This window comes from Azospirillum sp. TSH58, from assembly GCF_003119115.1.
GTDB lineage: Bacteria > Pseudomonadota > Alphaproteobacteria > Azospirillales > Azospirillaceae > Azospirillum.
In genome coordinates, this window is the sequence record NZ_CP022363.1 from 505,620 (window position 1) to 529,349 (window position 23,730).

Consider the following 23,730-nt stretch of genomic DNA (forward strand, 5'->3'; position numbering starts at 1 on the left):
CTCCGTCTCAGCGCTCCACCGGGCCGGACGCGGCCATCCAGGCGGCCATGCCGCCGCTCAGCCGGTAGATGCTCCCGGTGTAGCCGCTTTCCGCCATCCTGGCCGAGGCCGGGCCGCAGCGCCGCCCGCTCTGGCAATGGAAGACGAGGTGCTTGCCCGTCGCGTCCGGCACGCGGGCCGGGTCGAACCGCGACAGCGGCACCAGCGTGGCGCCGGGAATGTGGCCGGCGCGGTGCTCCTGCGGTTCGCGGACATCGACGATCACCGCCGAGCCGTCCCTCAGCCAGCCCATGACGGTGGCGGCGTCGACGGTCCTGATCCGGTCGCTCATGGTGTTGGCGCTCCGGTTGATGCCGAGGAAGGCGAGAAGGGTCTTGAGCATGGTCATCCCTGGATGTTGGAACGGTCACGACGGTCGGCGGCGTCCCCGCGCAGGACGATGTAGATCGCCGGGATCACCAGAACCGTCAGAAGGGTCGAGCTGAACAGCCCGAACAGCAGCGAGATCGCCAGCCCCTGGAAGATCGGGTCGGTCAGGATGAAGGCGGCGCCGATCATCGCGGCGGCGGCGGTCAGCAGGATCGGCTTGAAGCGGATGGCCCCGGCCTCCAGCACCGCCTCGCGCAGCGGCGTCCCGCGCTCCCGCAGATGGCGGATGAAATCCACCAGGAGGATGGAGTTGCGCACGATGATCCCGGCCAGCGCGATGAAGCCGATCATCGAGGTGGCGGTGAAGGCCGCGCCGAACAGCCAGTGGCCCAGCACGATGCCGATCAGCGTCAGCGGCACCGGCACCAGGATGACCAGCGGCAGCGTGAAGCTGCCGAACTGCGCGACGACCAGCAGATAGATGCCCAGGATCGCCACGCCGAAGGCCGCCCCCATGTCGCGGAAGGTGACGTAGGTGATCTCCCACTCGCCGTCCCACAGCAGCACGGGCCGGCTCTGGTCGTCCGGCTGGCCGTGCAGCCGGATCTCCGGCGCGGCGGCCAGCCCGGCGGCGGCCCAATCGACGGCCTTCAGCCGCTCCTGCACCGCCAGCATGCCGTAGACCGGCGCCTCGAACCGACCGGCCAGATCGGCCATGACCATCTCCGCGAAGCGCCCGTTGTGGCGGAACAGCGTGTGGGAAGCGGGCTCCCGCGTCATCGTCACCAGATCGCCCAGCTCCACCGTGCCGCGCGCCCCCGGAACCGGGGTGGCCAGCAGGCGCTCGGACAGGTACAGGCCGGAGCGCGGCATCTGCACGGCGATCTCGACGGGCGTGCGCCCCGCGCCGCGGTGCGAGTAGCCGACCGGAACGCCGCCCGTCAGCGCGCGCAGCGTGTCGTAGACGGCCTGCTCCTCCACGCCATGGAACTCCAGGCTTTCGCGGTCCAGCGCGAAACGCAGCCGTTCGCCGGTCGGGCGGATGCTGTTCTCCACATCGACGATGAAGTCCACGCCGCGGAAGGCGTCCTCCACCGCCAGCGCCGCCTTGCGGCGGGCCTCGGCGTCGGGGCCGTAGACCTCCATCAGCAGGGTGGACAGCACGGGCGGACCGGGCGGCACCTCGACCACCTTCAGCACGGTCCCGGCGGGCAGGGGCAGATCGGAAAGCCGCGCCCGGATGTCGAGCGCGATCGCGTGGCTGCTGCGGCTCCGCTCGCTTTTGGGGGCGAGGTTGACCTGAAGGTCGCCCTGCTCCGGCTGGTCGCGCAGGTAGTAGTGCCGCACCAGACCGTTGAAGGTGAAGGGTGCGGCGGTCCCGGCGTAGGCCTGGAGGCTGGCCAGCTCCGGCAGGTCGGCGAGTTTCCGGGCGGCGGCGAGCAGGGTGCGCTCCGTGTCCTCGGGCGCCGCGCCGCGCGGCAGGTCGAGCACCACCTGAAGCTCCGACTTGTTGTCGAAGGGCAGCAGCTTGACCGCCACGTCCTTGCTGTAGAACAGCCCCGTCGAGGCGAGCGTCGCCACCCCGACCGCCAGCAGGAAGACCCAGGCCCGGCGCTTGCTGCGGATGACCGGGCGCGCGGCGGCGCGGTAAAGGCGCCCCAGCCGCCCGCCATCCTGCCCGCCATCCTGCTCGCCGTGCCCACCCGCCGGAGCCTCTCCCCGACGCAGCGTCACCATCAGCCAGGGCGTCAGCACCATGGCGGCGAAGAAGCTGAAGACCATGGCCGCGGAGGCGTTGGCCGGGATCGGGCTCATGTAGGGGCCCATCAGGCCGGAGACGACCATCATCGGCAGCAGGGCGGCGATGACCGTCAGGGTGGCGACGATGGTCGGGTTGCCGACCTCCGCCACCGCCTCGACGGCGGCCTGGACCTTGCTCCGCCCGTCGCGCATCGACCAGTGGCGATCGATGTTCTCCACCACCACGATGGCGTCATCGACCAGGATGCCGATGGAGAAGATCAGGGCGAACAGGCTGACCCGGTTGATGGTGTAGCCCATCAGCCAGGACGCGAACAGGGTCAGCAGGATCGTCGTCGGGATGACGACCAGCGTCACCAGCCCCTCGCGCCAGCCGATGGCGAGGACGATCAGCCCGACGATGGTGACGGTGGCGAGCGCCAGATGGAACAGCAGCTCGTTCACCTTCTCGTCGGCCGTCTCGCCGTAGTTGCGGGTGACGGTCAGCGTGAGGTCCTTCGGCAGCCCCTCCGCCTGGATCGCCTGGACGCGCGCCAGCACGCGGTCGGCGATGGTGACGGCGTTGGCGCCGGCGCGCTTGGCGATGGCGATGGTGACGGCGGGTGTCCGGACCAGCCCGCCCGTGCCGTCCGGCACCAGATGCCAGGCGCTGCTCTCGTCCGGGCGCGCTCCCGCCACCACGTCGGCCACGTCCTTCACATAGACGGGGCGCCCGTCGCGGGTGGTGACCAGAAGCAGCCCGATGTCCGCCGTGCCCTGGAGCGTCCGGCCGGCGACCACCGGCAGGCTGCCGCCCGCGTTGCGCAGCGACCCGGCGAGGAAGGAGCGGTTGGCGTTCCTCACCTTGTCGACGAGCTGGTTCAGCGTGACGCCGTAGAGCGCCAGCCGCTCCGGGTCGGGCTCCACGCGGATCTGCTCGGGGCTCCCGCCGACGATGACGCTGCGCCCGACATCCTCGATCTGGGTGAGCTGGCCCAGCAGGTCGTCGGCCACCCCGTGCAGGGCGTTGACGGTCCAGCGCCCGGCGGCGTCCGGCCTGGGGGAGAGGGTGAGGGTCAGGATGGCGACGTCGTTGATGCCGCGCCCGACGATCAGCGGCTCCGGAATGCCCAGCGGGATGCGGTCCATGTTGGCGCGGACCTGCTCGTGCACGCGCAGGATGGCGTCGTCGGACGGGGTGCCGACGAGGAAGCGCGCGGTGACCACCACGCGGTCGTCCATGGTCTGGCTGTAGGTGTGCTCGACCCCGTCGATGGCCTTGACGATCTCCTCCAGCGGCCGGGTGACCAGCTCCACCGCGTCACCGGCCTTCAGCCCGTCCGCCTGGACGAGGATGTCCACCATGGGGACGCTGATCTGCGGCTCCTCCTCGCGCGGGAGGGAGAGGAGCGCGATGGCGCCCACCGCCAGCGAGGCGAGCAACAGCAGCGGGGTCAGGGGGGAGCGGATGAAGGTCCGCGTCAGCATCCCGGACAGGCCGAGCCTCATGGCGTCCCCCCTCACGAGCCCGCCGGGCGGACGATCACGTCGCCGGGCTTCAGGCCGGACAGGATCTCCAGCCCGCCGGGCCGGTCACCCACCGTGGAAATCTCGCCGCCCGCCTGGACCGGGACCTCCGTCCCGTCGGCCAGCCGGACGAAGTCGGTGCCGAAGCGGCGCAGCAGCCAGTCCGGCGGGATCACCACCGCGTCGCGCGTGCCGGTGGCGACATAGACCCGCACCCGCTCGCCGACGAAGAAGTCTCCCAGCCCGGCGACCGTGGCGTCGGCGACCACCTGACCGCCGGCCATCTCGGGATAGACCTGCCGGACGGTGCCGCGCGCCAGCGCCGTGGCGCCGGGATCGGCGACGGACACCGTCACCGGGGCGAGCCCGCGCTGGCCGACCAGCACCGGGTCGCCCTCCTTCAGGAAACGGGCGTGCCGCTCCGGCAGGCGGAGCCGCAGGATGTAGCTGTCGGTGGCGATGCTGGCGACCGGCTCGCCCGGCATGACCACGGCGCCGGCGATCACCTTGACCTGAAGGACGCGCCCGGCGGCGGGGGCCAGCACCTCCCCCTCCCGCGACTGCTGGGCGACGACCGCGCGTTCGGCCTCCATGGCGGCGATCTGGGCGCCGGCCACGTCCAGCGCGGCCTGGGCATCGTCCAGCCGCTGCTGCGTGCCGGTGCCGCTGGCGCGGAGTTGGCGGGCGCGGCCCAGCTCCAGCTCCGCCTGATGCTGCTGCGCCGTCAGCGCCCGGATGCGCGCGTCGAGTGCTGTGAGCTGGAGCGGCAGCTTGGGGTCGCGCACGGTGGCGATGACCTGCCCGACGGTCACCTTGTCGCCCTCCGTCACCGTCAGATCGGCGACGGTGCCGCCGATGCGGGCGCGGGCCAGCGTCTCGCGCACGCTTTCCACGGTGGCGAAGACGGCCTTCAGGTCCGCCACCGGGCGCGGCCGGATGGTCAGCGTGCTTGGATCGGAGGCCCTTGCGCTCAGGGGAAGGAGGCCCGCCAGCAGGGCAACGGCGAGCAGGGCCATGCGGATCGGCGAGCGTGGGAGGAGGGAGCGGGGCATGGCGGACCACTTCGGACGGGAGGTGCGGGACTCGGGGTGTCTTGACTCCATAAATTAGATATTACTAAATTAGTTTCAACGAATGAATTCCGCGCCACCCGACCTGAGGGAGTTCGCACCATGAGCATCGACCGCGTCGTCATGGCGTTCGCCGGAACCGTGATCCTGCTGAGCCTTGCGCTGTCCCAGCTTCACACCCCCGCCTGGCTGTGGCTGACCGCCTTCGTCGGGGCCAACCTGCTCCAGGCGGCCTTCACCGGCTTCTGCCCGCTGGCGATCGTGCTGAAGCGGATCGGGCTGTGCCCCGGCGTCGCCTTCCCTTGAGCGCCCGTGCCTGGACGGATGGCCCGGGCGGATTGAAAGCGCGGGCGTAAGGGTGTATGCGGCGCGTCGGGGGCCGTTCCGGCGGCTTTCCCGCGTCTTCACCCGTCCGAAGGATGCCATGCGCTTCACGGTCCGCCCGGGTTGCCTGATGCTGGCGCTGCTGGGAGTGCTCTCCGCCGGGCTTCCCGCCCAGGCGGCGGAGCCGCCGATCCGCGTCGGCGTGCTGGCCTACCGCGGCGGCGACCACGCCAACGCCGTCTGGGAACCGACCGTCCGCTATCTGGCCGATCGCTTTCCACAGCGCGGGGCGGTGATGGTGCCGCTCGACCTGCCGGGCATGGACGCGGCGGTGGCCGCCGGCAGCGTCGATTTCGTGCTGACCAACACCGGCAACTATGTGGAGCTGGAGGCCCGTCACGGCGTCACCCGCATCGCCACGCTCCACTCCTCCCGCTCCGGCGCGTCGGGGGCGGCGGTCGGCTCGGCGCTCATCGTCCGCGCCGGGCGCGACGACATCCGGACGCTCGCCGACCTGAAGGGCAAGACCGTGATGGCGGTTGACCCCGACGCCTTCGGCGGCTTCCAGGTCGCCTGGGGGGCGATGCTGACGGCCGGGGTCGATCCCTACGGCGATTTGAAGGAGCTGCGCTTCTTCGGCTTCCCCGTGGACCGCGTCGCCTTCGCCGTCCGCGACGGGGAGGTGGACGCCGGCGTGCTGCGCGCCTGCGTGCTGGAGGAGCTGGCGCAGGAAGGCCACCTCGACCGCGCGGGGTTCCAGGTCGTCGGCGCCCGGACGGAGCCGGGGTTCGGCTGCGCCCTGTCCACCGGACTCTATCCCGACTGGCCGCTCGCCCGGCTGGCCAGCACGCCGGAGGAGCTGGCCAAGGCGGTGGTGGTCGCGCTGTTCCAGATGCCGGAGGGCCATCCCGCGGCGCTGGCCGGCGGCTATGAGGGCTGGACGGTGCCGATGGACTACCAGCCGGTCCACGGCCTGTTCCGCAGCCTGCGCATCGGCCCCTACGAGCATCTGCGCGACGTCACCCTCCTCGACCTCGCGCGGGAGCATTGGCACTGGCTGGCGCTGGCGGCGCTGGCCCTGCTGTGGTGGACGGTCCATTCGCTGCGGGTCGAGCATCTCATCAAGGTGCGCACGGCGGAACTGCGCGCGGCCAACCGCGAGCTGCGCCGCGAGATGACCGAACGCCGCCGCGCCGAGGACACCGCGCGGGAACGGCAGAAGGAGATGGACCATGTCGCCCGCCTCTCCATCCTCGGCGAGATGGCCAGCAACATCGCGCATGAGCTGAACCAGCCGCTGGGCGCCATCGCCAACTACGCGCGCGGCTGCACCCGGCGGCTTGAGGCCGGGGTTGGCAGCCCCGCCGAGTTCGCGGAGGCGTCGCGCGCCATCGCCGCCCAGGCCGACCGCGCCGGGCAGATCATCGCCCGCATCCGCGACTTCGTGCGCAAGCGCGCCGTCCAGCTGGAGCCGGCCGACGTCAACGGCGCGGTGGAGGCGGCGCTGCAACTCTGCGAGGGGCGGGCGCGCAGCGGCAACATCCTGGTGATCCGCGCCCTGGCCCCCGGCCTGCCGCCGGTCCTGGCCGACCGCGTGCAGATCGAGCAGGTCGTCCTGAACCTCGTCAAGAACGCGCTGGACGCCATGGATGGCGGGGCGGACGGCGAGGCGGGGGAAGGACAGGGCGTCACGGTGCGCACCGGCCTGGACGCGGAAGGGCGGGTGGAGATCGCCGTGGCCGACCGCGGGCACGGGTTGTCGGAGGACGCGCGGGCGCGCCTGTTCGACCCCTTCTTCACCACCAAGCCCGGCGGCATGGGGCTGGGGCTGTCGATCTGCCGGACCATCGTGGAAAGCCATGGCGGCCATCTCTGGGCCACCGATCATCCGGGCGGGGGCACCGTGGTGCGCTTCGTCCTGCCCGCAGCGGAGGAAAAGGACAATGCAGGCTGACGCGGCCCGCACCGTTTACGTGGTGGACGACGATCCGGCGATGCGCCACTCGCTGGGCTGGCTGATCGGCTCGCTGGGCGTGGCGGTGGAGTCCTTCGGCTCCGGCGAGGAGTTCCTGCGCGCCGTCCGCGCCGACCGGCCCGGCTGCCTCGTCACCGACGTGCGCATGCCGGGGATGAGCGGGCTGGAGTTGCAGGACACGCTGGCCCGCGCCGGCTCCGTCCTGGCCGTCGTGGTCATCACCGGCCACGGCGACGTGCCGATGGCCGCCCGCGCCTTCCGCGCCGGGGCGGTGGACTTCATCGAGAAGCCCTTCAACGACCAGCTCCTGCTCGACCGGGTGCACGAGGCGCTGGAGACGTCCCGCCGGGCGTGGGAGGCCCAGGCGCGCAAGGCCCAGGTCCGCGCCCTGCTGGCCCGCCTGACCCCGCGGGAACGGCAGGTCGCCGATCTGGTGGTGCAGGGCAAGCCGAACAAGGTCATCGCGGCGGAGATCAACCTCAGCCTGAAGACGGTGGAGGTCCACCGCCACAACGTCATGGACAAGCTGGAGGTCGCCTCCGTTTCCGACCTGACCCGCCTTCTGCTGGAAGCGGAGTAGCGCTCAGACCGCTGCCATCGCCTGCCGGACCCAGCCGAGCAGGGCGGGCAGCGGCATCGCCCCGGCGGTGCGCGCCACCTCGCGCCCATGATGGACGAGGACAAGGGTCGGGATGCTGCGCACGCCGAAGCGGGCGGCGAGATCGGGCGCGGCCTCGGTGTCGACCTTGGCGAGGCGGACATGGGGTTCCAACTGGCCGGCGGCCTGCTCGAAGACCGGCGCCATCATCCGGCACGGCCCGCACCATTCCGCCCAGAAGTCGATGAGCAACGGCAGGTCGCTGCGTTCCGCCTGGGCGGTGAAGCGGGCGGCGGTCAGCGCGAGGGGCTTGCCCTGGAACAGCGGCTGTCCGCAGCGGCCGCATTTCCCGGCACCGGGCTGGTCCAGGCGTCCGCGCGGCATGCGGTTCAGGGTGTCGCAGCTTGGGCAGGCGACGTGCAGAAAGTCGGACATGGCGCGGCTTCCCTCCAGGACGGGCGTCTTTATGAGCGTGATCTAATGCAGAGCCCGTGAAGCGCAAGAGGCCGGCGGCGCGGGACAGGGCTGCGGTCGGCGACCCCTATCATTGTGGGGTCAAGCGGTCGGCACGACCCTGGGATGTGCGCCTTCGGCATTGCGGTTGGAGCGGCGCTGTTCCTAGAATGCCGGCCCGTGGCCGTCCCCCGCCGGGAATGGCCAGGTCGTTCCGCCCAAGCCCTTCCGCAGAACCGCGATTTCGAATGAAGCCTTCCTTTTCGCCCGCTTCCGCCGCCGGTTGTTCCTCCATGGACGATCCCGGCCCCGCCCTGGCGCGCGCGCGGGCGCTGACGGCGGGATGGGGTGCCGGGGCACGGGCGCTGTCCACGCTGCCCGCGGACGCGGTCCCGGCGCCTTACCGCGCGCTGCTCGACCACGACCGCGGCATGACCGCCGTCCTGTCGGAGCGGTGGGGCGAAGCGGTGGGCGTGCGGGTGCTGCGCCAGCGGGCTGAGTCGGACGGGACGGCGCTGCTGCGCGACATCGTGCTGACCGTCGGGCCGGACGCGCTGCCGGTGGAGCTGGCGAGCATCCGCATCGCGCTCGACGGCTTTTCCCCGGCTTTCGCCGAGCAGCTTCGCGAGGGGACGGAGCCCTTCGGGCGCCTGCTGGCCCGCAACGGCGTCGTCTTCTCGGTGGAGGTGCTGGGTCTGCTGGCCGCCCCCCCTGCCGATGTCTGGGCCGCGGAGGGACGCGTGCCCGGTGGCGCCACGCTGTACGGCCGCATCGGGCGGCTGGTGCGGGCGGACGGCTGGACCATCGCGGAAACGGTGGAACTGCTTCCCCGCGCCTGAAGTCCGACACTTGAAGTCTGACGCCGGACGGGGTGCCATTCGGCGGGGCATCTGCTAAACCTTCGAAACCATCCACGTCCCCCGCATCGGCATCGGTGACCATGACCGCTCCGCATCTTCCCTATCTGTCGCAGTTCTCGCTGGAAGGCCGGGTGGCGCTGGTCACCGGGTCCGGGCGCGGGCTGGGTCTGGAAATCGCCCGCGCCATGGCCGGGTCGGGCGCCCATGTGCTGCTGAACGGGCGCGACGCCGCGCGGCTGGAACCGCTGGCCGAGGCCATCGCCGCGGCGGGCGGGCGGGCCTCCGTGCTGGCCTTCGACGTGGCCGACCGGGACGCGGTGCGGGACGCCTTCGCGCGGATCGGGCGGGACCATGGGCGGCTGGATGTGCTGGTCCAGAATGTCGGGCAGCGCAACCGCAAGCCGCTGACCGACTTCGCGGACGAGGAGATCAGCGATCTGCTCAACGTCGATCTGGCCGCCGGCCTGATCCTGGCGCGGGAAGCGGCGCGGCTGATGCTGCCCCAGGGCTTCGGGCGGCTGATCACGGTGACCTCCATCTCCGGACAGATCGCCCGCGCCAACGACGCGGTCTACGCCGCCGCCAAGGCCGGGCTGGCCGGCATGGTGCGGGCGCTCGCCGCCGAATATGGCGGAAAGGGCCTGACCAGCAACGCCATCGCGCCGGGCTTCTTCGCGACGGAGACCAACGCCGGCATCACCGGCAACCCCGCCCTGTCCGCCTATTTCGAGGGACGCACCCCGATCGGCCGCTGGGGCCGCCCGGAGGAGATCGCCGGGGCCGCAGTGTTCCTGGCCTCGCCCGCCGCGTCCTACGTCAATGGGCATGTGTTGGTGGTGGACGGCGGCGCCACCATTCTCATGTGAAGGCCGGTCCTACAGGAAGCTGAGCCGCCATGCTGGCGATCCCCTTGTCATGCGCCGATCCGGCGGAGGCCTTCCGCGCCCTGTCCGGACAGCCCTGGTCGATGCTGCTCGACAGCGCCGCCCCGCACCCCGCCCATGGCCGCTACAGCTACATCGCGGCGGAGCCCTTCCGCACGCTGGAGTCGCTGGACGGGCGGGCGCATCTCGACGGCCGGCCGGTGGACGGCGACCCCTTCGCCGTGCTGGCGGAGGAACTGGCGCGCCACGCCCGGCCCGGGACCCCGCCGGGACCGGCGCCCTTTTGCGGCGGGGCCGTCGGCTTCATCGGCTACGAGGCGGGGCTGCGGCTGGAGCGGGTCCGCTCGCGCCACGCCAACCCCGGCGGCCAGCGGGAGATGGCCTTCGGCTTCTACGACGCGGTGGCGGCCTTCGACCATGCGGAGCGCCGCGCCTGGGTGATCGCCGCCCGCCCGGAGGCGGAGGACCGCGCCCGCGCCCTGGCGGCCCGGCTGGAGGGCGGCGGAGCGTCCCCCCTCGGCGCCGTCCCGGCCGCCCCCTGGCGGAGCGAGCTGGACCGCGACGACTATCTGGCGCGGGTGGAGCGGGTGCTGGAGTACATCCGGGCTGGCGACATCTATCAGGCCAACTTCACGCAGCGCTTCCTGGCCGAGCGGCGCGACGGTCTGGACGCCTACGCACTGTACCGCCGGCTGCGCGCGATCAGCCCGGCGCCCTTCGCCGCCTATCTCGACTGCGGCCCCCGCCTGCGCATCGCCAGCGCCTCGCCGGAGCGCTTCATCCGGCTCAGCGCCGCGGGGGAGGTGGAGACGCGCCCGATCAAGGGCACCCGCCCGCGCTACGCCGACCCCGCCGCGGACGCCGCCGCCGCCGCGGAACTGGTGGCCAGCGTCAAGGACCGGGCGGAAAACCTGATGATCACCGACCTGCTGCGCAACGACCTCGGCCGGGTGTCGCGGATCGGCAGCGTCCGGGTGCCGACTCTCCACGGGCTGGAGAGCTTCGCCAGCGTGCACCACCTCGTCTCGGTCGTCACGGCGCGGCTGCGGCCGGGCCTGGGGGTGGTGGACCTGCTGCGGGCGGCGCTTCCCGGCGGCTCGATCACCGGGGCGCCCAAGATCCGCGCCATGCAGATCATCGACGAGCTGGAGGTGGCGCGGCGCGGCGCCTATTGCGGGTCCGTCGCCTGGCTCGGCTTCGACGGCGCGATGGACAGCAGCATCGTCATCCGCACCCTGTCGATCACGCCGGATACGGTGATCGCCCAGGCCGGCGGCGGCATCGTCGCCGACTCCGATCCGGCGGGCGAGCACGAGGAGATGATGGTCAAGATCCGCGCCCAGCTCCGCGCGCTGGAAGAAGTCAGGACATGAGCGTCGTCTGGCTGAACGGGCGCCTGCTGCCGGCGGAGGAGGCGCGGATCGACCCGGCGGACCGCGGCTTCACGCTGGGCGACGGGCTGTTCGAGACGATCCGGGTGGTCGGCGGCACCGCCCGCCATCTCGACCGGCATCTCACCCGGCTGGCGGACAGCGCGGCGCTGCTCGGCCTGCCGCTCCCCCACGACGCCGCGGCGCTGGCAGACGCCGCCGACGCGCTGATCGCGGCTGAGGGCCGCTCGCAGGGTGTGCTGCGGATCACGCTGACGCGGGGTACCGGAGCGCGCGGCGTGCTACCGCCGGCGGACGCCGTGCCGACGCTGCTGATGACCCTGGCTCCCGCGCCGCCGCCCGGCGGCCCGGTGGAGGCGGTCATCGCGCAATCCACCCGGCGCAACGAGCATTCGCCGCTGTCGCGCGTGAAGTCGCTGAATTACCTGGATTCCATCCTCGCCCGGCAGGAGGCGGCGGCGCGCGGCGCGGGAGAGGCGCTTCTGCTCAACGGCGCGGGCCGTCTGGCCGAGTCCAGCGTGGCGAACCTGTTCATCCTGCGCGGCGGGCGCCTGCTGACCCCGCCGATCGCCGAGGGCGCTTTGCCGGGCATCCGCCGCGCGCTGATCCTGGAACGGGGCGATGCCGGAGAGGAGCCGCTTGCCGTCGCCGACCTGCTGGGGGCCGAGGAAGCCTTCCTGACCAACAGCCTTGGCGTACGCCCGCTGCTGCGCGTCGACGGGCAGGCCATCGGCGCCGGGACCGTGGGGGCGGTGACGGCGGCCCTGCTGCAGGACGCCGAGGCGGAATAGAGCGCCCGCTTACGGTCGGAGGTAGGACCAGCCCTCTTCCTGAAGCTGCATCAGGCGGACGACTCCGGAGGGCACCAGCTTGGCTTCCGGCACCATGGGAACCTCGCCCTGCTCCACGCGGATCATGCCGTTGCGGGTGTTCTCGCAGGCGGAGTAGGTGAGGGTCGGCAGGCTGCCCTTCAACGACGTCAGGCGTTCCTTCACCGGCGAGCGGTCGGCGCGCAGCATGTGCAGGCCGGGGCCGAAGGTGACCAGCTCGACCTCCACCGTCTCGCCGATGGTCTTGTAGTACTCGATGATGTTCTTGACGTTGTTCAGCGCCATGTTCATCAGCGCCGGGTCGTTGCTGCTGACCTGGATGGCGACGCGGTGGACGCCGGGCTGGTCCGCCCCGGCCTTCCGCCCCGCCATGGCGGCGGTCATCCCGGCGAATCCGGCCAGAGCCAGCGCCGCCCGGCGCGTGGAGCGCATCGCCATGTCATCCTCCCTTCCGCTGTGGGGGCATCCGCTGTCCTAGCACAATGCCCCCGTCCCCCGCTTGTTCCCGAAGGGAGAGGGGGCGCGACGGAAGGGGGAGGCGGTCAGCGGCGAAGCGCGTGCCGGGCGGCCTGGACCATCATCATCTCCCCCACATTCTCCGGCGTCACCAGACCGACCAGCCGCCCGTTGCCGTCATCGACGCCGACCGCGGGCAGGCTCTTCTCCTGCATCAGCCGCAGCGCCTCCTCCAGCTTGCCGTGCCGGTGGATCACCGGGATGTCGGGGCGCATCACCTCCAGCACCGGCGTGTCCGGGCCGCGGTCGCGCAGGGCGCGGATCAGGTCGTCACGGGTCAGCACGCCGCGCAGCTTGCCCGCCCCATCCACCACGGGGAACTCGTGCTGGGTCGTGCGGATCAGGCATTGCACCGCGTCCTCCAGCACGCCGGAGGGGGGCAGCGTCTCGAAACTGGTGACCATGGCGTCCGACACGACCACGCCGTGGGTGATCTCCCGCATCTGCACCGCGTGGGCCTCCGACGAGGCGCCCAGATAGACGAACAGCGCGATGAACAGCAGCATCGGGTTGCCGAACAGCCCGAGCAGCCCCAGCCCGATGGCCACCGCCTGCCCGACCGAGGCCGCCACCTGGGTGCCGCGGACATAGCCCATGCGGCTCGCCAGCACCGCCCGCAGCACGCGCCCGCCGTCCATCGGGAAGGCCGGGATCAGGTTGAACAGGGCCAGGAACAGGTTGACCACGGCCAGCCGCGACAGCACGTCGATGCCGGCGTTCCGCACCTCCGCCGCCCCCGCCGATACGAAGCCGCCGAGCGCCGCGTAGAGCAGGGCCGCGATCACCAGATTGACCGCCGGCCCGGCCAGCGCCACCACCAGCTCCTGCGACGGCTTTTCCGGCAACCGCTCCAGCCGGGCCACCCCGCCGATGGGCAGCAGGGTGATGTCCGGCGTCCGCACTCCGTAGCGCCGCGCGGCGAAGACGTGCCCGAACTCGTGCAACAGCACGCAGAGGAACAGCAGCGAGAGGAACACCACCCCCTCCAGCGCCGCCGGCCAGCCGCCCTGCGCGTGGTAGGCGGCGCCGATCCACAGAAGGAACAGGAAGAAGGTGATGTGGATGCGGATCACCGTGCCCTTCACGGTGCCGATGGGGATCGACCAGCTCATCCCGACCTCGCCTCGCGCTGTGACCGTTGTTCGACCGAATCCTTATGTGGTGTCGCGCGGCGGGCGGCGTCATGGCCCGATTGGAAGGAGGGCTGGGCCGGCCCAGCCCCCCAACGACCTTACAGACCCCAGACGACGGTGTTGAACCAGTAATCCGTGCCGCTGAGGTTCAGATACTCGATGCGGCCGGCGCCGGCGGCGCTGCCGTTCCAGAAGTCGTCGATGATGATGTACTCGCTGATGGTGCCGTCGGCGGCGTCGGCCTTGGTGAAGAACAGGAGGTCGTTGGAATCGCCGCCGAAGGTGCTGGCCCGATAGTATTCGAGCTGGTTGGGCGCCGTGGGGCCGTTCATGCGGAGCCGGTCGTAGTCGCCGTGCGAATCCGAAATGAGATCGATGCCGTCCGAATTGCAGGTGTAGAGGTAGTTGTCGTTGTCGTAGCCGCCGTAAAGGACATCGTTGCCGGCTCCGCCCGCCAGGACGTCCAGGCCGATGTCCGACCCGTAATCCCCGAACAGCGTGTCGTTGCCGGCCCCGCCGTACAGCGTGTCGTTGTTGTTTCCGCCGTAGAGGAAGTCGTCCCCGATGTCACCGCTCAGGAGGTCGTTGTTGTCGTTGCCGTACAGCGTGTCGGCCCCGCTGCCGCCATACAGGCTGTCGTTCCCGAAGCTGCCGTACAGCGTGTCGTTGCCGTCGCCACCATCAATGTAGTCGGCGTCCGTGTTGCCCAGGATATCGTCGTTCCCGCCCTGCCCGAACAACATGTTCGGTCCCGAAGGAGCGTCATAGATGTCATTCCCGGAAGTTCCGTACCAGGTCGTCATCGCAAGTTTCTCCATATTATTAGCCGCAAAGCGGCCTGTGTTTTTCGCCAACAGCGTGTGTTGGAGTCAATGGAGTGCGATTTGAAACCGGTTACCCTTGTATAAATTCGAAATCAAATGAATTCAAAGGAGTGAGAACTGGTGAAATATCAGTGTTGGAAGCCGTTGATATTGATGGCGTTGTTCATGATTAGATATCTAACTAATCTATAGCGTCATTTTGACGCGCCTGCTTCTCGTCTTTCGTCGCCGACGGCGGGGATTATTTTTCTGTCTGAGAAAAGCCGTTCCGGCGGCGGAGCGCCCGCAGCGGTCGCTCAAGAATGGCGGCGCCGGCAGCGCGACCGACGCCGCCGGCGCTCGATTCAGGCTACACCGCCTTCAAGTAACGGACCGGGCGGCCGGGGGACAGCGCCTCCGCGGCGCGGACGATGGCCTGGGCGTCGATCCCGTGATGGCGGTAGAGGTCGGCGATGGTGCCGGTCTGGCCGAAATGCTCCACTCCCAGCGCCCGCGTGCGGTGTCCGTGGACCGAGCCCAGCCAGCCCAGCCCCGCCGGATGCCCGTCCTGCACCGTCACCAGCGCGCAATGGGGCGGGACTCCCTCCAGCAGCCGTTCGACATGGGAGCGCGCGTGGGGCTTCCCGCGCTCGCGCGCCCGCTGGGCGGCACTCCAGCCGGCGTGCAGCCGGTCGGCGGAGGTGACGGCCAGCAGCCCGACGTCGCGGCGGTCCTCGCCGAGCATGCCCACCGCCTCGATGGCCTCCGGAGCCACCACGCCGCTGTAGGCGACCACCACCTGGGCGTTCGGGCCGGGGCGGCGCAGCCAGTAGGCGCCCTGGACGATGCCGTTCTCCAGCTCCGCGTCCATGGTCCGGACCGGCTGCTCCAGCACGCGGGAGGACAGGCGCAGATAGACCGAGCCGCCGGTCTCGTCGCGCAGCCAGTTCCGCTCGTCCGGCTCGCCTTCGCCCTCCCGCTGCATGTAGTCGAAGGCCCAGCGCATGGTGACGGCCAGCTCGTCGGCGAAGGCCGGCTCGAAGCAGGCCAGCCCGTCCTGGGCCATGCCGACCAGCGGCGTGGCGATGGACTGGTGCGCCCCGCCTTCCGGAGCCAGGGATACGCCGGACGGGGTCGCCACCAGCAGGAATCGCGCGTCCTGATAGCAGGCGTAGTTCATCTGGTCCGCCGCCCGCATCACGAAGGGGTCGTAGACGGTGCCGATGGGCAGAAGCCGTTCCCCGAACAGCGAATGGGACAGGCCCAGCGCCGACAGCAGGATGAACAGGTTGGACTCGGCGATGCCCAGCTCGAAATGCTGGCCGTCGGGCGAGAAGTCCCATGTGTAGGTGGAGGGGATGCGCTCCTTCTTGAACAGGTCGGCCAGCGCGCTCTTGGCGAACAGGCCGCGGCGGTTCACCCAGGCGCCGAGGTTGGTGGAGACCGTCACGTCCGGCGCGGTCGTCACGATGCGCTCCGCCAGCTCCGTCTTCTCCCGCCCCAACTCGTTCAGGATCAGGCCGAAGGCCGCCTGGGTGGACAGCGCCTTCTGCGACGGGGCCGCCAGAGCCGCCGGCACCGGGACCGCCGCCGCGCCATGGCGGCGCCGCCCCTTGGCCGCGAAGGGCACCCGCTTCAGGAAGGCGTCCAGCTCCGCCGCCGGCCGGCTCAGCCCTTCGAAGCGGTCCCACTCGTGGCCCGGACGGACGGCGTTGGCGGCGCGGAACGCCTCCATCTGCGCCGGGGTCATCAGGCCGGAATGGTTGTCCTTGTGCCCGGCCAGCGGCAGCCCGGCGCCCTTGATGGTGTAGGCGATGAAGCAGACCGGCCGGTCGTGCGTGCGCGCCTGGGCGAAGGCGTCGAGCAAAGAGGGCAGGTCGTGGCCGCCGAGATTGCCCATCAGCCGGGCCAGCTCCTCGTCGTTGCGGCGCTCGATCAGGCGGGTCACCGGCCCCTGGTCGCCCAGATCGTCGAGCAGCCGTTTCCGCCACGCCGCTCCGCCCTGGTAGGTCAGCGCGGAATAGAGCTGGTTCGGGCACCGGTCGATCCAGTCGCGCAGGCGCTGGCCGCCCTCCTCCTGGAAGGCCGCCTGCATCAGCGCGCCGTATTTCAGGATCACCACGTCCCAGCCGAAGGCGCGGAAGATGTTCTCCAGCCGCTCCCACAGCCCCTCGCGGATCACCGCGTCCAGGCTCTGCCGGTTGTAGTCGACGATCCACCACGTGTTGCGCAGCCCGTGCTTCCAGCCTTCCTGAAGCGCCTCGAAGATGTTGCCCTCGTCCATCTCGGCGTCGCCGACCAGCGACACCATGCGCCCCTCGGGCAGATCCTTCGCCCAGCCCTTGGCCTTCACATAGTCCTGGACCAGCGAGGCGAAGAGCGTCTGCGCCACCCCCAGCCCGACCGAGCCGGTGGAGAAGTCCACGTCGTCCACGTCCTTGGTCCGCGACGGGTAGGACTGGGCGCCCTTGAAGCCGCGGAAATTCTCCAGATTCCCGCGCGTCTGGTTGCCCAGCAGATACTGGATGGCGTGGAAGATCGGGCTGGCGTGCGGCTTCACCGCCACCCGGTCCTCGGGGCGCAGGGCCTGGAAATAGAGCGCCGTCATGATCGTCGCCAATGAGGCCGAGGACGCCTGATGCCCGCCGATCTTCAGCCCGTCCTGGTTGGGGCGGACGTGGTTGGCGTTGTGGATCGTCCAGGACGCGAGCCAGAGAACCTTGCGCTCCAGCTCGCGCAGGCAGGCGAGGTCGACGTGGTTCGGAACGGTCGCGTCCATGTCTGTTCCCCTTTCAACGGAACGGCGGTCGATGATTGGTGAAGCCTATCATTTGTGCCGCGGCAGGAGTTTGCAAAGTGGCGCCGAAAACGCCGCCGGTTTAGCATCGGATTGCGCGAAACTGGGCCGGACGGCATGAAATGCCAAAAATCAAACTCGACCGTATCGACCGGAAGATCCTGGCCCTGCTCCAGCAGGACGGGCGGATGCCCAACAACGAGGTGGCGGAGCGCGTCGGCCTGTCGCCGTCCCCCTGCCTGCGCCGGGTCAAGGCGCTGGAGGAGGCGGGCGTCATCACCCGGCACGTCGCGCTGGTCGATCCCGCCGCCGTCGATCTGCCGGTGAACGTCTTCGTCAGCGTCAGCCTGGAGCGGCAGGTGGAAGAGCGGATCGACGCCTTCGAGGCCGCCGTGATGGCGCTGCCGGAGGTGATGGAATGCTACCTGATGACCGGCGACGCCGATTACCTGCTGCGCGTGGTGGTGCCCGACCTCGCCAGCTAAGAGCGCTTTCTGAAGGAGCATCTGACGCGGATTCCCGGGGTCGCCAACATCCGGTCGAGCTTCGCGCTGAAGCAGGTGCGCTACCGCACGGCCCTGCCGCTGGGCCATCTGGCGGGGTGAACAGGACGGCCATGGATCCATAGATAACTAAGTATTCATGCCGAGGTCATTGGTTAGACTTCTAATTATATTCTATTTTATTGATCAACGGCATGAGTGGCTTTATCATTTCCTTGGGTTCCAGGGCTGTGGCGTGATTGGGGGGAGGATGTCAAACATTTCCTTGAGCAGTGCGGTCCCTTCAGCGTCGGCACATCCGACGATGCCCTCCAAGCCGCCGGTGAGCCGGACCAAGGAGGACGAAGCGAGCAACGGCGGCGGGAGGGCCGACCATGTGGCTTTGAGCCCGTTGGCATCGGCCTTGAAGGGTGACGCGCTTTCGCTGTTCGGCAAGTTGTCGACTGACGACCGAAGTGCATTGGGTCTCTTCGTTTCGTCCGGCCAGATGTCGGCCGACGAAATGAACGATGCGCTTTCGGGGAAACTGAAGGAATCCCGCAGCCAGACCTTCTGGAAGGGCGCCATCGAGGCGGGTGTCGGACAGGAAACCGAAAGGCAGAAAAAGATCAGAACGCTTTCGGAAAGCATCGAAGCGCGGTTGTCCGCCATCGATAAAATGGCAAATTCGGGGTTGCGCCTGGACCAGGCGGTCGCGATCTCGAACGAGATGCGAGGCGCGATGCGGGAACGCAGCTCGCTGATGGGTCAAACGGACGAAGGCGCGACCACCGTGAAGTTGACGGCGGAATTCGCCTTGAACAAGCTGGCGCGGACCGACTCGGAACGCGCGGCGGGGGAAAAGCTCAGCGCTCTGGGCTTCAAGTCCGAAAGCTTCGATCGACTCCTGACGGACACGGCGAAAAAGGACATCGCGTCCATGTGAGCGTGTGTGCGCTGTGACAACCGCGGTCCGCCGACCGTAATCCCGCTTTCAACACGTTCAACATCCCATCGTCCGGACCGCTCATGACGTTCGCGATGGAAGACCTGCGCCGCTTTTTGCCATAAAGAGTATTGGAACCGGGGCGCTCGGCGAATTTTCCCGCTGACAGACCCCGACCGACAGGCGAAGGCATGGGGAAGCAGGACGGGATGATGGACTGGGACAAGTTGCGGGTGTTCCACGCTGTGGCCGAGGCCGGCAGCTTCACCCACGCGGGCGAGGCCCTCAACCTCAGCCAATCGGCGGTCAGCCGGCAGATCAGCGCGCTGGAGGACAGCCTCGGCGTTCCGCTGTTCCACCGGCACGCCCGCGGCCTGATCCTGACCGAGCAGGGCGAGTTGCTGAATCACGCGGCGCGCGACATCTTCGCGAAGCTGTCGATGACCCAAGCGATGCTGAGCGAGAGCAAGGACGCCGCCAAGGGGCCGCTGAAGGTGACGGCCACGGCCGCCTTCGGCTCGACATGGCTGACCCCGCGCATCGGGGAATTCCTGGCGCTCTACCCGGACATCCAGCTCACCCTGCTGATCACCGACACGGAACTGGATCTGGGCATGCGCGAGGCCGATGTGGCGATCCGCGTCAGCCCGCCGCGCCAGCCGGACCTGATCCAGCGGCATCTGATGACTTTCCGCTCGCACCTCTACGCGCACCGCCGGTACCTGGACCGCAAGGGGGAGCCGCAGACGGTGGCCGATCTCGCCTCCCACGATCTGGTGACCTATCCGCAGGAATTGCGCGCGCCCTTCGCCAACACCCATTGGCTGCGCGATCTGGTGACCGATCCGGTGGCCCGCGACCGGACCGTCCTTCAGGTCAACAACCTGTACGCGATCTTCCGCGCCGTCGAGAGCGGACTGGGTGTCGGCTCGCTGCCCGACTATCTGGTGACCGGCCTGAACGACATTGTGCGGGTGCTGCCGGACCAGTCGGGGTCGAAGGTCGACGCCTTCTTCGTCTATCCGGAGGAACTGCGCCATTCCAAGCGCATCGCGGTCTTCCGCGACTTCCTGGTCAAGAAGGTTGCGGAGAGCCAATTCTAGTTCCCGCTCAACGGGTTGGCGGACAGGGGCACGGCGCCGGACAGGGCCGTGCCCTTTTGTTTTTTCTGCCATCTGGTATGCGACATATTGTCGGTCAGGACGGAACGGCCGACTTAGCGCTTGCGCGCTGAACTGATATATTAATATATGCTGCATATGCGGAGCCCACCGCGTGTCAGCTTTCAAGCCCTGGGCCCCATCCGAAAAATTGCAATCGCCAGGAAATTCCCGGACGGGAAAGGCGTGCGCCCATGCCTGCCGATGAACAGGCAAGTGAGGAAGTCATGAAGTTAGTGCGTGGCCTGAGATGGAAAGTCCTGGCGCTCATCATGCTGGGGACGATCATCAACTACATCGACCGCAACACGCTGGGCATCCTGGCGCCGATGCTCAAGGAAGAACTGCACTTCACGACGGAGCAGTATTCCTACATCGTCAGCGTGTTCCAGCTCTGCTACAGCCTGATGCAGCCGATCGCCGGCTACGTGACGGACCTCATCGGTCTGAAGTTCGGCTACGCGATGTTCGCCTTCGTCTGGGGCAGCGCGGCGGCCCTGCACGCATTCTCCGGCGGCTGGCAGTCGATGGCCTTCTTCCGCGGCCTGCTGGGCATCAGCGAGGCGGCGGCCATGCCGTCGGGCGCCAAGACCGCCACCCTGTGGTTCCCGGCCAAGGAGCGGTCCATCGCCACGGGCTGGTTCAACACCGGCAGCTCGGTCGGCGCCATGATCGCCCCGCCGCTGGTGATCTGGCTGTCCGTGACCTGGAGCTGGCAGATCGCCTTCGTCGTCACCGGCCTGCTGGGCGTCGGCCTGTCGATGCTGTGGCTGGCGCTGTACCGCAACCCGGAGAACCACCCGCGCCTGACCAAGGAGGAGCACGCCTACATCCTGGACGGCCAGGAGCAGGTGCAGCTTCCCAAGCCCTCGATGAAGCGCGTCGTCACCATGCGCAAGTTCTGGGGCATCGCCGCCGCCCGCTTCCTGACCGAGCCGGCGTGGCAGACCTTCAGCTTCTGGATCCCGCTCTACATGGTCAGCACGCGCGGCATGGACATCAAGCAGTTCGCGCTGTTCGCCTGGCTGCCCTTCCTGTTCGCCGACATCGGCTGCGTCCTCAGCGGCTACCTGTCGCCCTTCTTCGCCAAGCGCTTCCGCATGTCGCTGGTCAACTCGCGCATCGCCGGCATCGGCATCGGCGCGGTGTGCATGATCGGCCCGGCCCTGATCGGCCTGACCAGCAGCCCGATCACCGCCATCTTCCTGTTCTCGGTCGGCGCCTTCGCGCACCAGATGCTGTCGAGCCTGCTCTACGCCCTGGTCACCGACACCTTCGAGAAGCAGGACGTCGCCACGGCGACCGGTTTCGGCGGCATGGCCGGCTACATGGGCGGCATGATCTTCTCGCTGATCATCGGCCAGCTCGCCAGCACGATCGGTTACGAGCCGCTGTTCGTCTGCCTGTCGGTCTTCGACATCACGGCCTTCATCGTGGTGCTGGTGGTTCTCGGCCAGTGGGGCCGGAACAAGGTCACGCCCCCGGCGGTGCCGAGCGGCGCCCACGCCGACTGACCCGGACCTCGTCTCGTCTCATGGGGCCGCGCGATCCGGGAAGACCCGGGCCGCGCGGCCCTTTTTCCATTTGGACGAACGGTTTACTGGACGGCGGCGGTCAGCAGGGAGGCGAGGGCGAAGCCGCTGACGATGACGAGGCGGGCGATGATGTGGGTCTTCATGGCATGGCTCCGATTGGCTTTGGCGGGCGGCGGGGCGAGCCCCGTTTCCGTGTTGAGCCAATGTTCGCACCGCGCGGATTAAAGACAAACCGCGCAATTCGCATGCCTTCCATATCGATATTGCAGCGCAACATAGCGCTGTTATAAGTCGAGAGCCTGATGAATGGAAGTATTCGCAGCGCTCTTCACAGCGCTGCTACTGACTCTGTTGCAGCGCTGCGATCCCAGTGGTCATGCGGATTCGGCGATCGATTCGGCGGGGACGGAATCGCTGTCGAACAGGTCGGGGAAGCGCTGGGCCAGTTCGGGCAGGGAGTTCAGGATCTCGCGCAGATGCACGCGCATGGCGGCCTCGGCGGCGTCGGGACAGCGCGCCCGGATGCCCTCGACGATCTGCTCGTGCTGGGCGATCAGCCGATCCAGCGGGGTCGCCTGCGGCAGGCTGAGGTAGCGCACACGGTCCATCTGGGCCTTGGTTTCCTCCACCACCCGCCACGCGTATTCGCAATCGACGCCCAGAGCGATGGTGCGGTGGAAGGCTTCGTCCAGTTCCAGGAAGGCCGCCGGGTTGGTGCTCTGGGCGGCGTCGCGCTGGGCCTTCAGGTTGGTCTCCAGCTCCGTGACGGCGCGGGCGGGCAAGCCCTCGCCGGCCTTGCGGGCCACGGCCAACTCGACCGCCTCGCGGACGAAGCGGGCGTCCATCACCTGCTTGGCCGAGATCTTCACCACGAAGGTGCCGCGCTGCGGGCGGATGATGACCAGCCCGGATTCGCTGAGCTTGATGAAGGCCTCGCGCACCGGTTGGCGGCTGACGCCGAGCTGGCCCGCGACCTCCTGCTCGGACAGCGGCTGGCCGGGCTGGAACTGCATCGTCACGATGGCGTGGCGCAGCTCCCGGAAGACGCGTCGCGCCACGGGCTCCGTCGAATCGGGCTCGATCCTCCTCAACATGCTCCCCCCATCCCTTCTTTTTTGGGTCCGTCCCGCCGGTGCGCGCCCGGACGATCCCGGGCGGCGGATTCATCCTGCACCGTTCGCAAGCCCATGGACAACACCATTCTTGTATACTACCATACCAGTTGCGTACCGAACAATCGCCTCCGTGCAAGAGGCGTTGTCCTCAAAGGGAGGAAACATTGAGCATCATCACCCGCACCTGGCGCGTGGCCGCCCTCGGCTTTGCGCTGGCCACCGTCGCCGGCGGCGCGCTGGCCGCCGACTACACGCTCAGCGTCAACACCGCGCTGGCCCAGCAGGACCCGCTCTACCGGGGGCTGGAGGAGTTCAAGAAGAACGTCGAGTCGCGGTCCGGCGGCAAGATGGCCGTCCGCCTGTTCCCCGGCTCGCAGCTCGGCAAGGACGAGGACGTGCTGGAGCAGGCCCGCGCCGGGGCCGGAGTCGCGGTCGTCGTCGACGGCGGGCGTCTGGCCGTCTTCGTGAAGGAGTTCGGCGTTCTGGGCGGCCCGTACCTCGCCCAGGGCTACGACGGCATCCGAAAGGTCGTCACCTCGCCGCTGTTCGACCAGTGGTCGGAGAAGCTGCGCAAGGCGTCGGGCCATCAGGTGCTGTCCTTCAACTGGTGGCAGGGCGAACGGCACCTGCTGACCAACAAGCCGGTCAAGGGGCCGGAAGACCTCGCCGGCATCCGCATGCGCACGCCGGGCGCGCCGGTGTGGATGGAGACGATCCGCGCCATGGGCGCCACGCCGACCCCGATGGGCTGGTCGGAGGTCTACACCGGCCTCCAGCAGAAGGTGATCGACGGCGTCGAGGCCCAGCACCCCGCCAGCTTCGGCGCGCGCCTCTACGAGGTGACCAACCGCATCACCAAGACCGGCCACATCAACCTGATCACCGGCATCGTCACCAGCGCCACCTGGTTCGACAAGCTGCCGCCGGAGCAGCAGACGATCCTGAAGGAAGAGGCGCTGAAGGCCGGCGACAGCGCGTCGCGCGCCACCCAGGCGTCGCTCGCCGACTTCGAGAAGCAGATGAAGGAGAAGGGCGTGACGATCGAGGAGATCGACGTGACGCCGTTCCGCAAGGCCACGGCGCCGGTCTACGAGAAGCTGGGCTACGCCGAACTCCACAAGGACGTGGAAAAGCTGCTGCAGAACTGACGGGGGTCGATCCGCGCCGACCTTGCCCCCACCCTGACCCTCCCCCGCTTGCGCAGGGAAGGGGGACGAATTCT

General features: G+C 69.2%; 20 protein-coding genes and 1 pseudogene. 12 read left to right on the forward strand and 9 right to left on the reverse strand.

What is annotated here, in order from left to right; all coding sequences use genetic code 11:
- Positions 1 to 7: 7 nt before the first annotated feature.
- Genes TSH58p_RS02130 through TSH58p_RS02140 form a run of 3 tightly spaced genes read right to left on the reverse strand, consistent with a single transcriptional unit; the run spans position 8 to position 4,688 of the window.
- Positions 8 to 382, reverse strand: a complete 375-nt coding sequence (locus TSH58p_RS02130; RefSeq protein ID WP_247873890.1) for a rhodanese-like domain-containing protein — start codon at positions 380 to 382, stop codon at positions 8 to 10.
- A gap of 2 nt (positions 383 to 384) precedes the next feature.
- The gene (locus TSH58p_RS02135; RefSeq protein WP_109068767.1) at positions 385 to 3,618 is read right to left on the reverse strand and encodes an efflux RND transporter permease subunit; all 3,234 of its coding nucleotides are present in this window, start codon (positions 3,616 to 3,618) and stop codon (positions 385 to 387) included.
- Positions 3,619 to 3,629: 11 nt separating this feature from the next.
- Complete coding sequence (locus tag TSH58p_RS02140; RefSeq protein WP_109068766.1) at positions 3,630 to 4,688, reverse strand: efflux RND transporter periplasmic adaptor subunit; 1,059 nt, start codon at positions 4,686 to 4,688, stop codon at positions 3,630 to 3,632.
- Between the two features lie 120 nt (positions 4,689 to 4,808).
- Between TSH58p_RS02140 and TSH58p_RS02145 the strand changes: the two genes are divergently transcribed.
- The 3 genes from TSH58p_RS02145 to TSH58p_RS02155 all read left to right on the forward strand — a co-directional run bounded on the left by TSH58p_RS02145 (position 4,809) and on the right by TSH58p_RS02155 (position 7,585).
- On the forward strand, positions 4,809 to 5,012 hold the full coding sequence (locus tag TSH58p_RS02145; RefSeq protein WP_109068765.1) for a DUF2892 domain-containing protein: 204 nt from the start codon (positions 4,809 to 4,811) through the stop codon (positions 5,010 to 5,012).
- Positions 5,013 to 5,130: 118 nt separating this feature from the next.
- Positions 5,131 to 6,984, forward strand: coding sequence for a sensor histidine kinase (locus TSH58p_RS02150; RefSeq protein ID WP_109068764.1), 1,854 nt, complete (start codon positions 5,131 to 5,133; stop codon positions 6,982 to 6,984).
- Entirely contained in the window at positions 6,974 to 7,585 is a 612-nt protein-coding gene (locus TSH58p_RS02155) for a response regulator transcription factor (RefSeq protein ID WP_109068763.1), read from the forward strand. Before TSH58p_RS02150 ends, TSH58p_RS02155 begins: the two co-directional genes overlap by 11 nt.
- 3 nt (positions 7,586 to 7,588) lie before the next feature.
- Here the strand turns inward: TSH58p_RS02155 and trxC are convergent, their stop codons facing one another.
- A complete protein-coding gene (trxC, locus tag TSH58p_RS02160) occupies positions 7,589 to 8,038 on the reverse strand; it encodes a thioredoxin TrxC (protein WP_109068762.1) in 450 nt (149 codons plus the stop codon).
- Positions 8,039 to 8,349: 311 nt separating this feature from the next.
- Between trxC and TSH58p_RS02165 the strand changes: the two genes are divergently transcribed.
- The 4 genes from TSH58p_RS02165 (at position 8,350) to TSH58p_RS02180 (ending at position 11,982) form a co-directional block, all read left to right on the forward strand.
- Positions 8,350 to 8,895 (forward strand): hypothetical protein, encoded by a 546-nt coding sequence (locus TSH58p_RS02165; protein ID WP_247873889.1) that lies wholly within the window; start codon positions 8,350 to 8,352, stop codon positions 8,893 to 8,895.
- A 101-nt stretch (positions 8,896 to 8,996) separates the two neighbouring features.
- A complete protein-coding gene (locus tag TSH58p_RS02170; protein ID WP_109068760.1) occupies positions 8,997 to 9,782 on the forward strand; it encodes an SDR family oxidoreductase in 786 nt (261 codons plus the stop codon).
- Positions 9,783 to 9,811: 29 nt separating this feature from the next.
- Positions 9,812 to 11,173: an aminodeoxychorismate synthase component I gene (gene pabB / locus TSH58p_RS02175; protein WP_109068759.1), complete on the forward strand. Its 1,362-nt coding sequence runs from the start codon at positions 9,812 to 9,814 to the stop codon at positions 11,171 to 11,173.
- A complete protein-coding gene (locus TSH58p_RS02180; RefSeq protein ID WP_109068758.1) occupies positions 11,170 to 11,982 on the forward strand; it encodes an aminotransferase class IV in 813 nt (270 codons plus the stop codon). The genes pabB and TSH58p_RS02180 overlap by 4 nt, the downstream gene beginning before the upstream one ends.
- 9 nt (positions 11,983 to 11,991) lie before the next feature.
- Here TSH58p_RS02180 and TSH58p_RS02185 read toward each other — a convergent pair whose 3' ends face one another.
- From TSH58p_RS02185 to TSH58p_RS02200, 4 genes are all read right to left on the reverse strand, one after another.
- Entirely contained in the window at positions 11,992 to 12,459 is a 468-nt protein-coding gene (locus TSH58p_RS02185; RefSeq protein WP_199230051.1) for a hypothetical protein, read from the reverse strand.
- Between the two features lie 104 nt (positions 12,460 to 12,563).
- Positions 12,564 to 13,649 carry a site-2 protease family protein gene (locus tag TSH58p_RS02190; protein WP_109068757.1) on the reverse strand — a complete coding sequence of 362 codons (1,086 nt, stop codon included), beginning with the start codon at positions 13,647 to 13,649 and terminating at the stop codon, positions 12,564 to 12,566.
- Between the two features lie 119 nt (positions 13,650 to 13,768).
- Positions 13,769 to 14,488, reverse strand: coding sequence for a calcium-binding protein (locus tag TSH58p_RS02195; protein WP_109068836.1), 720 nt, complete (start codon positions 14,486 to 14,488; stop codon positions 13,769 to 13,771).
- Between the two features lie 355 nt (positions 14,489 to 14,843).
- Positions 14,844 to 17,252: a transketolase gene (locus tag TSH58p_RS02200; protein ID WP_109068756.1), complete on the reverse strand. Its 2,409-nt coding sequence runs from the start codon at positions 17,250 to 17,252 to the stop codon at positions 14,844 to 14,846.
- A 140-nt stretch (positions 17,253 to 17,392) separates the two neighbouring features.
- Between TSH58p_RS02200 and TSH58p_RS02205 the strand changes: the two are divergent.
- The 4 genes and pseudogenes from TSH58p_RS02205 to TSH58p_RS02220 all read left to right on the forward strand — a co-directional run bounded on the left by TSH58p_RS02205 (position 17,393) and on the right by TSH58p_RS02220 (position 21,372).
- A pseudogene (locus TSH58p_RS02205) lies at positions 17,393 to 17,875 on the forward strand (Lrp/AsnC family transcriptional regulator).
- Between the two features lie 202 nt (positions 17,876 to 18,077).
- Positions 18,078 to 18,698, forward strand: coding sequence for a hypothetical protein (locus TSH58p_RS02210; protein WP_109068755.1), 621 nt, complete (start codon positions 18,078 to 18,080; stop codon positions 18,696 to 18,698).
- A 212-nt stretch (positions 18,699 to 18,910) separates the two neighbouring features.
- A complete protein-coding gene (locus TSH58p_RS02215; protein ID WP_040137332.1) occupies positions 18,911 to 19,801 on the forward strand; it encodes a LysR family transcriptional regulator in 891 nt (296 codons plus the stop codon).
- 284 nt (positions 19,802 to 20,085) lie between these two features.
- A complete protein-coding gene (locus tag TSH58p_RS02220) occupies positions 20,086 to 21,372 on the forward strand; it encodes an MFS transporter (protein ID WP_109068754.1) in 1,287 nt (428 codons plus the stop codon).
- A gap of 395 nt (positions 21,373 to 21,767) precedes the next feature.
- On the opposite strand, the gene TSH58p_RS02225 is transcribed toward TSH58p_RS02220, so the two are convergent.
- The gene (locus tag TSH58p_RS02225) at positions 21,768 to 22,487 is read right to left on the reverse strand and encodes a GntR family transcriptional regulator (RefSeq protein WP_109068753.1); all 720 of its coding nucleotides are present in this window, start codon (positions 22,485 to 22,487) and stop codon (positions 21,768 to 21,770) included.
- A gap of 185 nt (positions 22,488 to 22,672) precedes the next feature.
- Here TSH58p_RS02225 and TSH58p_RS02230 point away from each other — a divergent pair, with 185 nt between their 5' ends.
- The gene (locus TSH58p_RS02230; protein ID WP_109068752.1) at positions 22,673 to 23,656 is read left to right on the forward strand and encodes a C4-dicarboxylate TRAP transporter substrate-binding protein; all 984 of its coding nucleotides are present in this window, start codon (positions 22,673 to 22,675) and stop codon (positions 23,654 to 23,656) included.
- Positions 23,657 to 23,730: the final 74 nt, after the last annotated feature.

Coding starts and splice junctions, on each gene's coding strand:
- TSH58p_RS02145 (WP_109068765.1), top strand. CDS start 4,809: ATGAGCATCGACCGCGTCGTCATGGCGTTCGCCGGAACCGTGATCCTG.
- TSH58p_RS02130 (WP_247873890.1), bottom strand. CDS start 382: ATGCTCAAGACCCTTCTCGCCTTCCTCGGCATCAACCGGAGCGCCAAC.
- pabB (WP_109068759.1), top strand. CDS start 9,812: ATGCTGGCGATCCCCTTGTCATGCGCCGATCCGGCGGAGGCCTTCCGC.
- TSH58p_RS02140 (WP_109068766.1), bottom strand. CDS start 4,688: ATGCCCCGCTCCCTCCTCCCACGCTCGCCGATCCGCATGGCCCTGCTC.
- TSH58p_RS02225 (WP_109068753.1), bottom strand. CDS start 22,487: ATGTTGAGGAGGATCGAGCCCGATTCGACGGAGCCCGTGGCGCGACGC.
- TSH58p_RS02215 (WP_040137332.1), top strand. CDS start 18,911: ATGGACTGGGACAAGTTGCGGGTGTTCCACGCTGTGGCCGAGGCCGGC.
- TSH58p_RS02180 (WP_109068758.1), top strand. CDS start 11,170: ATGAGCGTCGTCTGGCTGAACGGGCGCCTGCTGCCGGCGGAGGAGGCG.
- TSH58p_RS02165 (WP_247873889.1), top strand. CDS start 8,350: ATGGACGATCCCGGCCCCGCCCTGGCGCGCGCGCGGGCGCTGACGGCG.
- TSH58p_RS02185 (WP_199230051.1), bottom strand. CDS start 12,459: ATGGCGATGCGCTCCACGCGCCGGGCGGCGCTGGCTCTGGCCGGATTC.
- TSH58p_RS02220 (WP_109068754.1), top strand. CDS start 20,086: ATGAAGTTAGTGCGTGGCCTGAGATGGAAAGTCCTGGCGCTCATCATG.
- trxC (WP_109068762.1), bottom strand. CDS start 8,038: ATGTCCGACTTTCTGCACGTCGCCTGCCCAAGCTGCGACACCCTGAAC.
- TSH58p_RS02170 (WP_109068760.1), top strand. CDS start 8,997: ATGACCGCTCCGCATCTTCCCTATCTGTCGCAGTTCTCGCTGGAAGGC.
- TSH58p_RS02135 (WP_109068767.1), bottom strand. CDS start 3,618: ATGAGGCTCGGCCTGTCCGGGATGCTGACGCGGACCTTCATCCGCTCC.
- TSH58p_RS02155 (WP_109068763.1), top strand. CDS start 6,974: ATGCAGGCTGACGCGGCCCGCACCGTTTACGTGGTGGACGACGATCCG.
- TSH58p_RS02150 (WP_109068764.1), top strand. CDS start 5,131: ATGCGCTTCACGGTCCGCCCGGGTTGCCTGATGCTGGCGCTGCTGGGA.
- TSH58p_RS02200 (WP_109068756.1), bottom strand. CDS start 17,252: ATGGACGCGACCGTTCCGAACCACGTCGACCTCGCCTGCCTGCGCGAG.
- TSH58p_RS02190 (WP_109068757.1), bottom strand. CDS start 13,649: ATGAGCTGGTCGATCCCCATCGGCACCGTGAAGGGCACGGTGATCCGC.
- TSH58p_RS02195 (WP_109068836.1), bottom strand. CDS start 14,488: ATGGAGAAACTTGCGATGACGACCTGGTACGGAACTTCCGGGAATGAC.
- TSH58p_RS02210 (WP_109068755.1), top strand. CDS start 18,078: ATGCCCTCCAAGCCGCCGGTGAGCCGGACCAAGGAGGACGAAGCGAGC.